Below are 10,826 nucleotides of genomic sequence, written 5' to 3' on the forward strand. Positions count from 1 at the left end.
CGATATATGGAGAACTTCGTGGTTCAAAAATAAGTGTCAATGCCGAAGGAGCGAGCGATAAAATGGCATGGATATATGTCATAATGGCAGGACTTTTGGAAATCGTCTGTTTATGAGGGGGGATTGTTTATGGCAGTAGCAAAGAAGCAGGTCAAAAAATGGTTTACCTTATTTATCTTAATTTTGGGAGGAGGAACAATATTTAAATTATCATCCTTAAAAGATGCTTTTTACATTCCGATGCAAAAATATTTTCATCTTTCACATACCCAAATAGGTTTGGCATTATCTGTATATGCTATTGTGCAAATGTTTGGTTATGTAGTCTCCATTTATATCACTGATAGATTTACTAAAAGGAAGTTAATTCCGATTGGATTGATTGGGGTAGGTGCAACTGGGATTTATTTATCTACTATACCAAGTTATTATGGAATTTTAGCTTCTTGGGGAGTAATGGCTTTATTTACAGAGATTACTTTTTGGCCAGTATTGATAAAAACCGTTAAATTGCTTGGAGACTCCGACGAACAAGGCAGGATGTTTGGATTCCTTGAAGCTGGCCGTGGTGTTGTAGATACAATCGTTGCATTCTCTGCTCTAGGTATATTTATTTGGTTAGGATCTGAGTCATTAGGTTTCAGAGCCGCAATTTTATTCTTTGCCTTGATTACAATTATTGTTGGTATTATTAGTTATTTCTTTATAGAGGACGATATTATTGAAAAGTTTGATAAGGGTGGAGAAGAAATTAGTAAAAATAAAGTAGCTTTGAAAGGTGCGATTCAAGCAATTAAAACTCCCAAATTGTGGTTTTCCTCATTTACAATATTTTGCGTTTATACGGTTTACGCAGGTTTAACTTACTTTATTCCGTTCTTGGAAGAAATTTATGGAATGCCGGTAGCGTTATTAGGTGCATATGGGATTATAAACCAATACGGATTAAAAATGATAGGCGGTCCCATCGGTGGATTCTTAGTTGATAAAAAATTTAAATCAGCGACAAAATACCTTAGATTTACATTTCTATTATCCATTATTGCAATGATAATTTTTATTATGCTTCCACATGACAAAATGAATATTTATATAGGAATAATTGCGACACTTGGCTTCGGAACGATTGTATTTACTCAACGGGCTGTGTTTTTTGCCCCATTAGATGAAATTGATATTCCAAAAGAAATAAGCGGTGCTGCCGTATCAGTAGCTTGTTTAGTTGGTTATGCTCCTTCAATTTTCGCCTTTGCCATGTATGGTAATATTCTGGATCACAATCCTGGAATTACTGGATATAGATATGTATTTTTGATAATGATTGCATTTGCAGCTATAGGTTTTATTATAAGTAACTATTCAGTTAAAATTTTAAAAAAGAAAAAACAAACTAACCGATATTTGGAAGATAATTAAATGAATGCTTAATTTTTTATCAATATATAAATTGGCTTAAATTTGGGTAACAAATGAAAATTGGATTAGAAACAGAAAGCTTTCACTTGCAGTTTATTATAGGTTGAATGAATATTTTCGATTTTATCAGAAAAACAGCTAAATTAGAATTAGCCGGAGGCATACTTTAAACAGAATAATTTTAGAAATGTGTCATCCATATGTTTCTACTTTTAAACGACCTAAAGCAAAAACTGATTGATCCTTTAACAACATACTATCCAAGTGATGATCTTTTAGAACAAATGTTATTGGCCCAAGATAATGAAATTAAAGAATCTGTACAAACGGTCAAAAAGTTACGAGAAAAATATTGTAGATAAAAAGGAGATTTTTATTATGAAAGAAGCAGTTTTAACAAATAATGCGCCACAACCTATTGGACCATATTCCCAAGCGGTATTATCAAAAGGGATTCTCTATATTTCGGGGCAACTCCCTTTAAATCCTAATACTAATAAATTAGCTATAGGCATTGAAGACCAAGCAAGACAATGTTTAGAAAATTTAAAGCACATTTTAATAGAAAAAGGTCTAGAAATGAATTCAGTTTTGAAAACAACTATATTTGTGACTGATTTATCAGATTTTCAAACTGTAAATGAAATTTATGCGGAATATTTTTCGAAGCCTTTTCCAGCTAGGAGTACCATTCAGGTAGCAGAATTACCTATGAGTGCAATGATTGAAATTGAATTGATGGCCGAGGTAAAAAGGTGACCAATTATTCTTTTTTGGAGAGAATGTGTTCTGTCGTTTAGTTGCTGGTTCTTCCCTTATTTAAGAGAAATTTCGTAAGCAAAGTCGTTAAGCAGAAATTAATTCAAATAAAAATAGAAGTCGAACAAAATTTAGTTTAATTTCTTTCTCTGCACAATAAATTAACATAAAGGTGGGTAAAACATGAAAATTGGATTAGAGACAGAAAGCTTTCACTTGCAGTTTATTACAGGTCGAATGGATATTTTCGGTTTTATCAGAAAAACAGCCGAATTGGGATTAGATGGAGTCATGATCAATATTGTTCCATGGCCAGGGTTGCCAGGAATTGGTACATTAGAATCATTTGAACCGGAATACTTAGACAAGGTGAAAAAAGAAATTCAAAAGTATGGATTTTTCGCTGAAATCGATACAAATGGAACCGATCCGAAACATCTAACCGAGGTCATTGAGGCCGCGCATAGAATTGGAGCGGATGTCATTCGTACGTATACCTGCATGGGAGAATATGATCCAGGCAGATTGAGAAGAGCTCCCGAAGATATTAAACAAATTGTACCATTATTAAAGAAATATAGAATCAAGCTTGCTGTTGAAAATCACGAGGAAGAGTTAACGGATGAAGTGATTCAAATCATAAAGGAAGTCAACAGCCCTTGGGTTGGTGCTCATTGTGATTTCGGGAATGCAATGATGGCATGGGAGGACCCGATTGAAGCTGTAAGAAAATTAGCACCATATGCCTTTACAACTCATTTTAAGGATCATATTATCGTCCATGATGGCGAAGATTACAGGGTATGTGGCGTACCTGCTGGGACTGGTAATATCGATTTGGAAGAATGTTTTAAAATATTGATTGAGAATTCAATGTTGACTAGAATCAACGTTGAAATGTGCTTCCCGTATGCCATCCATTTTAAGAGAGAGCCTGGTACAGGCGGAGTCTTTGCAGTAGGCGAAGGAGCATTTAAGGTGGAACAACCTCCTTATGATTTAAATGTAATTAAACCATTGGATTACTATTATCCGCCAACAGAACTTCTAGAACAAATGATTGAGGATCAAGAAAAAGGTGCAGAGCAATCGGTTAGATATGCACTTGCATTAAGGGATAAATACTGCCGCTAAACAAAAAACAGGGAGAGGTTCTTTCGTGAATAATCTCCCTGTTTTTTATTTTGCAGAGGGTGCTAGGGTGCTTGAGTTTAACAATAGGGTTGTTACACAACACTTTCTTATGGAACTAAAGGGGCTGGTTAGTTCAAGAGTGAGTTTTGATTTTTGTTCAACAATTGGGCCAGATTGTGGAAGATCATTTTAAAAGAAAATTCGATATTTGTCTGTGAGATTTTGAAGAATTGTACTAAGCTAAAGGACAGAATAGTTGAAGAAATCAAGTTTATATATATTTTGTCCATCAACGTTCCATTGTAATGTAATCCTTCTTTCTATCTTTTTATAAGATTTAAATAGAAATATTACATCAATTGGGTTCTAACTCCCCCAAAAGTAGCAAGATGAGCGAATAAAAAAACAGTACCACCGCTATAAAAGTGGTGGTACTGCTATATTGAGTGACAAGTGTTTTATTAATTAGAACGTACTTGCTACTTTAACAGCTTTTTCAAGCCCTGCAGCAATAATTTCTTCTGCTTTATCAGGGAATTGATTGTGACCCTCAATCACTACTTTCTCTGTATTTTTTACACCGAAGAAGCTCATCATACTTGCTACATATTTAACAGCCATTTCTACTTCAGCTTTTGGTCCTTCAGAATATACACCGCCACTTGCGTTTAATAATGCAATTTTCTTATCTCCAATCAGACCTACTGGACCTTCTGGTGTATATTTAAATGTTTTGCCTGCGCGGTTTAAATAATCAATATATGTGTGTAGTACAGCCGGAATTGTTAAGTTCCATAATGGGAATCCAAACACAACTTTATCAGCTGCAAGGAATTGTTCTAAATATTTATCAGCAACAGTTACTGCTTTTGTTTCTTCTGCTGTTAAACCAAGTCCTCTACTAGCTTTAAATGTACCGTTAATCATATCTACTCCTACATATGGCAATTCTTCCTTGTATAAATCAAGTTCTACCACTGTATCATTTGGATGTGATTCTTTATAACTTGCTAAAAAAGCCTCATATAATTTCACACTCACCGCTTGGTTTGCGGGACGATTGTTTGCTTTTACAAATAAAACTGTTGTCATTCTCTTTTCCTCCTATTGGTCACTCTTTTGTTGTTATATATTTATTCACTAAAAAGGGAATCATATTGTCTTTACAATATTTTTTTAAAATAATACTCCATGTCTCCGCCTAGAGCTTCAGGTGTATCACCAGTTTCTCTGAAGTCATGTGTATGAATCTTTTCAAACGGGCCAAAGTTTACTTGCTTATAAAATTCATAACAAGGGAATCCGTCATGTGCACCTTGAATATCGATAGTACCATCTTTTTTGACATGTACAGTTAATAGATAATCAACGGGAGGTGCATATACATTTAATGGGTTGCTAGCACTAGCACTCATTTGAAATTTGACGTCATCTGACATCCATACAACATCAGTGCACAAAATGCCTTCCGTTCTAGCTTTTCCTGTTTTTTTATTAACGGAACCATCAGGAGTTGTGATTCTTTCTGTTGTTATGCCCGTATTCGCATATGTGAAAATTTCTTTTTTGTAAAAATCTACAACTACTTCTTGTTCCACTCTAGAACGCATAGCGTTTACCGCATAAGGTGTAAATTCACGTGCATCACCTTCAAATTGAATAATGTTTCCTGTTTGAGTATCCTTCTTAGGTTCAGTCCAAGACATTGGAATAAATACACTTGCTCTAACTTTAACGATATTAGTAATGAGGCACACCTCTGTAATTCCTGATTTATTTTGGGTAATAATAATATTGACCCATTGAGCAAAACAGATCACAAGTTCCTTCGTTTGATCAATTGCTTTTCTATATCTAGATTGTCGTTTTAAAACTGTATTCCATTTCCCCAGCTAGTGCTGCCGGAGTGTCACCAGTTTTTCTGAAATCATGTGTATATATTAATTCAAATGGACCGAAATCTGTTTGTTTATAAAATTCATAGCAGGGGAACCCATCATGGGAACCTTCAATATACGCAACACGATTTTTGTTAACATGTATAGTTAATAAATAATCAGCCGCAGGTGCTGCTGCATTTAAAGGATTACTTGCACTTGCCCTCATTTCAAAAGAAACTTCATCAGAGCCCCACACAACATTAGTACATACAATATTTTCTGTACTTGTTTTTCCTTTTTTATAATCAATAGAACCATTTGGATTTGTAACTTTTACAGTTACGATACAAGCATTTACATATGTGAAAATTTCTTTTTTGTAAAAATCTACAACTACTTCTTGCTCTAATCTTGACCGCATAGTGTTTACAGTGTTTGGTGAAAATTCACGTGCATCACCAGTGTATTCGAATATCTTTTCTGTTGCAGGATCTTTAATAGGTTCCAACCAAGCATATGGTGCAAATACACTTCCTCTAATTTTAACGATAGCCATGAGCACCCTCCAAAATGTATTAATTTTTTTATAATCGAATTATAGTCAATTTGATTGACTACATTGCGTATAGTACAATGGATTTTAAATAAAGTCAATCTAGTTGACTTTATTCAAGGAGGTTTTATGTATGAATCATGAAATATTTAGTGAGTTGGACCTTACATCACTTTTATCATTATCCTTTAGTACATCAATTACTGAATTACATGACAGATTGAGTGAATTGGGATTTGGAGATATTAGACCTGCACATGGGTTTATGTTTAAATGTATCACTCCCAATGGTGCAACAGGTATAGAACTAGCCGAATATTTAGGAATTACAAAGCAAGCTGTGAGTAAAATGGTGGATTATCTTGAGAAAAGTGGCTATGTAATGCGCAAAGCTCATCCCACTGATAAGAGAGGGAAAATTATTGTTTTGACTGAACGAGGTTGGTTAGTTGTGAAAGCAAAAGAGAGGATACTAACTGAAATTGAGCAACGTTGGATTGAAAAGATAGGTGCTGATCGCCTGCAAATGCTCAAAGAAGATTTAACAAAATTAGTTTATGAAGAAAATGAAGATAAACTATCATCGAGGTTAAAACCTGTCTGGTAATTATAGAGTTTATAAAGGGAACTTATAATCGTGCTTAAATTCGTACTAACAGTACACATTCCTGTAATGATTTAAATTAGCAGCAAGGTTTGTGAGAATTGTACGGGAGCGTTAGTTGAAGAGAAACAAGCTAACATTTGTGTTTCTATTTTCGTTGTTCCATTAAAGGGCGCAATTCTTGAAGAAGGTTCGCTTTTCTTATAGAACTAACCAGCCAATAGTTTTTCAAAATTTTTCAATAAACACTTAAAATGTTTCATTATATACTAAATTTGCGTATGCCAAATAACCTTCCAAGGTTCTGTGTTTGGAAAGTTTTGGGCTGTTTAGTTATACTTTAAAACTAGGCTAGATCTTGGAAAGTCGATTTACTTTTTAAAAGTGCATAAATCCAATGTAAGAATTTATTGGTACTTGCTATCACAGCTACTTTAAAGGGCTTTCCCTCCTCACGTTTCTTATCATAAAATTCTCATAATCGCCTGTTACGAGGAATGATTTCATCTGTCGTTTTCTTTTTGCGACAATCACGAATGGCACATTTTACAGCCATATACAAGGCGTGTCGCAGCCTACTAGAACCTCTTTTGGTAAATCCGAGTTAAAGTACCTTTGAATGCACCAGATTCAAAGACACTTGGATCGATTCCGGCAAATGCAACCAGGAAAATTATAAAGAAAGTGGGAAAACGATTGAAGCGATTAGAACAGGTGGCTACATACTATATTGAAGAGTTTAGTCAATATTCGCTAGCGGTAATCCGTTCAAAACAAGGAGTTACTCCCACTTTCGAAGGTAAAATAGTTATTTCGAAATTAATACCTTTACTAAACCTTAAAGAACTAAACAAAGAAATTTATTTTAAAATGGATTTGAGTCAATATTTTGGACACAAAAAAGTTAAATCTTAAGCTGCATTTCTAATTTGGTCTTCAATGGCTTGTGGAGTTTTATATCCTAAGCTGCTGTGAATTCTTTTTCGGTTATACCAACCTTCAATAAATTGGAATATCGCTAATTTAGCTGTTTGGTAATCTAGATACTGGATGTGGTTGACTTCTTCCTTTTTTAATATCGCATGAAAGGATTCAATACAGGCATTATCGTACGGGCAACCTTTCTGACTAAAGGATTGCTTAATATGATGATTCTGAGTATGTTGAGTGAACTCACTGCTTGTATATTGTGAGCCAAGATCCGTATGAAGAACTAAGCCCTCCGAGGGCTTTTGTGAAGAGTGAGCGTTATCGAAAGCTTTTATGACCAGTTCTGTCGTCATAGAACGTGAAAAGGAATACCCTACTATTTTCTTTGAATGAAGATCCAATACAGAAGCTAAATAACACCATCCGTCTTTTAACGTGTGGATATACGTAATATCAGCTACCCATTTCTCATTAATGGTCTGGGTGGTAAAGTCTCGTTTAAGCAAATTATCTAACTGAATAACTTTTTCTTTAGATGGATAAGGACGGTATTTTTTCTTCGTGATAGAACGAATACCCGCCTTGCTCATTAAGCGTTGAACACGCTTTAGACTGAGGGAAAATCCTTTGGTTAATAGGATTTGATGTATCTTAGGAGCACCATACCGTCCCTTGCTTTCTAGGTAAATGAGATTAATTTTATTCGTTAGTTCTTTGTTTTCCTGTTCGCGATTGGATACGACAAGTTGAAGAGACTGATAATGGCTGCTTCTTGGGATTTCTAATACTTCACACATTCTCTGTACAGGGTATAGATTCCTATTTTCCTCGATAAATTCGGTAAGATCTGTCTCGGTTATTTTTTCGCGAATATGGCCATAGCCTTTTTTAAGATTTCAACTTCCTGCTTTAACCGAAGGTTTTCCTTCTGTATGGCGGCTAATTCCTTCGGAGTCATAGACTCTTCCCCTAAACCGATAGGGGTAAATTCTTTAACCCATTTATAAATAGTTACGTCTGATACACCATATTCGCCACTTAATTCTCTTACTGAATTACCCGAGTGATATAGATCTACAATAGTCTTCTTGAATTCATTATTATATTTTTTACCTGTATTCTTACGTTCCAAAAACGGACACATCCTCTCAAAAATCATTGTAAGGACTTAACTAAAATGTGTCCATGAAACTATACTAACTCCAAAAATATCAATCAAATGCGTTTAATTACTGCGCCTACTTTTTCTTTTATACTTCAAGAAATCAAGTTGAATTTTAATTCAATAAATCATTTGAAGTTGAATTAGTTGAGCAAAACCCTACAGTTATATATGTATTGCAGTGGGTAAAAATTCACCTTTTTATTCTTTGTTAAAGACTAATATAAGTTAGCGATGATAAAAGAATTGATGTAATAATAATGGCAATAAGTGGACGTATTGCTTTGGTACGTAGTTCTTTCAAGCTAATATTCAATCCTAATCCGGTCATTGACATTGTTAACATAAATGATGTGAAGTCTGCAATATCAGACATCACTTTTTGTGATACCAATACCTTATTACCAATGATATAGCTTCCCACAAAACTCATAACAATAAAGCCAATTAAAAACCATGGAAACTCGAATCTTGCCTCCCCTTCTATTTTTCCTTTCTTTTTCATCCAAAGCATGAGGATAAAGCAAACCGGAATTAATAGGAATACTCGTGTAAGTTTGGCAAGTAATGCGTGAGCAAGAGCATCCTGGCCTGCCGGGGCAGCAGCTAAAGCAACATGGCCTATCTCGTGTAGGCTGATTCCAACCCAATTTCCGTAGTTCATAGGACCAATTGATAAAAAAGGATATATTAACGTATAGATTATTGAAAACACTGTGCCGACTAATGCGATGATGCCTACACCCATAGCCGTATCTTCATCTTTTGCTTTTATAATAGGCGATACGGCCGCGATGGCAGCTGCACCACAAATGCCTGTGCCAACACTTAATAATAAAGAAAGATTAAAATCTGCCTTCAGCCATTTTGCAATAATCATAAGAACAGCAATTGAAAAAATGATCGTTATTGTCCCTCTTAGCAATAGAGGGACACCCTGATGAAATATCACAATCATGTTAAGCTTTAATCCATAAAGTATGATGGCAAACCTCAATAATTTTTTTGATGAAAATTGAATACCATTACGTAATTTTTCTGGATATCCAAAAACCTGTCTATAAATTACAGCTAGTAAAATGGCGCATGCAAGAGGTCCAATATGATTTAGACCTGGCAACGCTGCTAAAATAAAACCTAATACGGCTATGAGCAAGGTAAAACCAATTCCAGAAATCAAAGAAACATTTAGCTTTTTTGCCGGTTTTTTTTGCATATTTGGACTGGGAGTTATTAACGCTTTTTGTTCCAATGTTTTTCAACCCCTTATTTGGATTATTTTTAATTTATCGTAACTTATGATTTACAATAAGGAAAATAAATGATTATTATAGTTGTAATAAGTAAATACGATAGTAAGGAGGGGAACATATGGATCAACTATTATCTGTATTTATATCTGTAGCTGATAAAAGAAACTTTTCCAGAGCAGCGGAAGAGCTTCATATGACCCAGCCAGCAGTCAGCCAGCAAATTCAACAATTGGAAAAATACGTAGGTGCAAAACTACTTCTGCGAACAAACAAATCTGTCCAGATAACTAAAGCAGGAGAAATAGTCTATTTACATGCTAAGGAAATTACAGGTTTATATAAACGAATGTCGATGTTAGTGAATGAATTAAATAACGAGCCAACAGGACCATTAAAAATTGGTGCCAGCTATACCTTTGGAGAGTATGTATTACCACATATACTTGCAAGAATGAAAAACTTATTTCCTAATATCATCCCTTCGGTACAGATTGGCAACACAAGGGATATTGCCAAAGCAATCACAAGTCATGAGATCGATGTAGGTATTGTAGAAGGGGAAATTTCTCTTCGAAATATATATATAAAATCGGTTTCCACCGACCAAATGTATATCGTGGCAGGGGGCAAATATCCAATTTATTTCAATAAGGAAGTTTCACGAAGACAGGTAGAACAAGAGAATTGGATTGTCCGTGAAGAAGGTTCTGGTACAAGAGAGGCAACAGAAACATTATTTCAATCTTTACAAATACGTCCTTCCAAGTTAATGGAATTCGGCAGCACACAACTTATAAAAGAAGCAGTTGAAGCTGGGCTTGGTATTAGTTACTTATCTGAACTTACTGTAAGAAAAGAAAGAATGCTCGGTACCATTCAAGTATTAAATGTAAAAGGGACACCGATAAAAAGAAATTTTTCAGTTATAACAGAATCTGTGGAATTGCATACGAAATCTATGAACTTATTTATTGAGTTAATAGAAAAATATCTAAAGAACCAATTATTGCAATAGCTCTATTTTATAAAATAATCAAAAATATAAAAAAGACAACGCTCTTTGAACTGTGCCCCATTTTACGGACAGTATAAAAAAGTGCCTAAGCAGCTAATAAATGGTCCCGGTATTGTACCG

At 34.7% G+C, this 10,826-nt stretch carries 11 protein-coding genes and 1 pseudogene; 6 read left to right on the forward strand and 6 right to left on the reverse strand.

Annotation, left to right across the window (positions count from 1 at the left end; genetic code table 11):
* Window positions 1-129 precede the first annotated feature (129 nt).
* The 3 genes from SB775_RS26710 to SB775_RS26720 all read left to right on the forward strand — a co-directional run bounded on the left by SB775_RS26710 (window position 130) and on the right by SB775_RS26720 (window position 3,309).
* Window positions 130-1,416 carry an MFS transporter gene (locus SB775_RS26710; protein ID WP_410864148.1) on the forward strand — a complete coding sequence of 429 codons (1,287 nt, stop codon included), beginning with the start codon at window positions 130-132 and terminating at the stop codon, window positions 1,414-1,416.
* Between the two features lie 378 nt (window positions 1,417-1,794).
* Entirely contained in the window at window positions 1,795-2,175 is a 381-nt protein-coding gene (locus SB775_RS26715) for a RidA family protein (RefSeq protein WP_284470989.1), read from the forward strand.
* Window positions 2,176-2,358: 183 nt separating this feature from the next.
* A complete protein-coding gene (locus SB775_RS26720; RefSeq protein WP_289337659.1) occupies window positions 2,359-3,309 on the forward strand; it encodes a sugar phosphate isomerase/epimerase family protein in 951 nt (316 codons plus the stop codon).
* 465 nt (window positions 3,310-3,774) lie between these two features.
* Here SB775_RS26720 and SB775_RS26725 read toward each other — a convergent pair whose 3' ends face one another.
* The 3 genes from SB775_RS26725 to SB775_RS26735 form a co-directional block, all read right to left on the reverse strand.
* Window positions 3,775-4,401, reverse strand: coding sequence for an FMN-dependent NADH-azoreductase (locus SB775_RS26725; RefSeq protein ID WP_284470987.1), 627 nt, complete (start codon window positions 4,399-4,401; stop codon window positions 3,775-3,777).
* Between the two features lie 71 nt (window positions 4,402-4,472).
* On the reverse strand, window positions 4,473-5,057 hold the full coding sequence (locus SB775_RS26730) for a DUF3238 domain-containing protein (protein ID WP_289320510.1): 585 nt from the start codon (window positions 5,055-5,057) through the stop codon (window positions 4,473-4,475).
* A 106-nt stretch (window positions 5,058-5,163) separates the two neighbouring features.
* The gene (locus tag SB775_RS26735; protein WP_410864150.1) at window positions 5,164-5,745 is read right to left on the reverse strand and encodes a DUF3238 domain-containing protein; all 582 of its coding nucleotides are present in this window, start codon (window positions 5,743-5,745) and stop codon (window positions 5,164-5,166) included.
* 130 nt (window positions 5,746-5,875) lie between these two features.
* Here SB775_RS26735 and SB775_RS26740 point away from each other — a divergent pair, with 130 nt between their 5' ends.
* Window positions 5,876-6,349 carry a MarR family winged helix-turn-helix transcriptional regulator gene (locus SB775_RS26740; RefSeq protein WP_410864152.1) on the forward strand — a complete coding sequence of 158 codons (474 nt, stop codon included), beginning with the start codon at window positions 5,876-5,878 and terminating at the stop codon, window positions 6,347-6,349.
* 343 nt (window positions 6,350-6,692) lie between these two features.
* On the opposite strand, the pseudogene SB775_RS26745 reads toward SB775_RS26740, so the two are convergent.
* Window positions 6,693-7,014: pseudogene (locus SB775_RS26745) on the reverse strand (transposase); the annotation flags it as partial.
* Here SB775_RS26745 and SB775_RS26750 point away from each other — a divergent pair.
* Window positions 6,962-7,261 (forward strand): hypothetical protein, encoded by a 300-nt coding sequence (locus tag SB775_RS26750; protein WP_410864153.1) that lies wholly within the window; start codon window positions 6,962-6,964, stop codon window positions 7,259-7,261. The pseudogene SB775_RS26745 and the gene SB775_RS26750 sit on opposite strands and share 53 nt — an antisense overlap.
* Here SB775_RS26750 and SB775_RS26755 read toward each other — a convergent pair.
* Window positions 7,258-8,420 (reverse strand): IS3 family transposase gene (locus SB775_RS26755; RefSeq protein ID WP_410864155.1). Its coding sequence is split into 2 segments (ribosomal slippage): window positions 7,258-8,159 and window positions 8,159-8,420, totalling 1,164 coding nucleotides; the frame shifts between segments, so codons are not numbered across the junction. The two genes, SB775_RS26750 and SB775_RS26755, sit on opposite strands and share 4 nt — an antisense overlap.
* Before the next feature lie 229 nt (window positions 8,421-8,649).
* Window positions 8,650-9,654 (reverse strand): YeiH family protein, encoded by a 1,005-nt coding sequence (locus SB775_RS26760; RefSeq protein ID WP_061466052.1) that lies wholly within the window; start codon window positions 9,652-9,654, stop codon window positions 8,650-8,652.
* 155 nt (window positions 9,655-9,809) lie between these two features.
* Between SB775_RS26760 and SB775_RS26765 the strand changes: the two genes are divergently transcribed.
* Entirely contained in the window at window positions 9,810-10,706 is an 897-nt protein-coding gene (locus SB775_RS26765) for a LysR family transcriptional regulator (RefSeq protein WP_214811823.1), read from the forward strand.
* The last annotated feature ends 120 nt before the right edge of the window (window positions 10,707-10,826 follow it).

The organism is Peribacillus sp. SIMBA_075 (genome assembly GCF_046534585.1).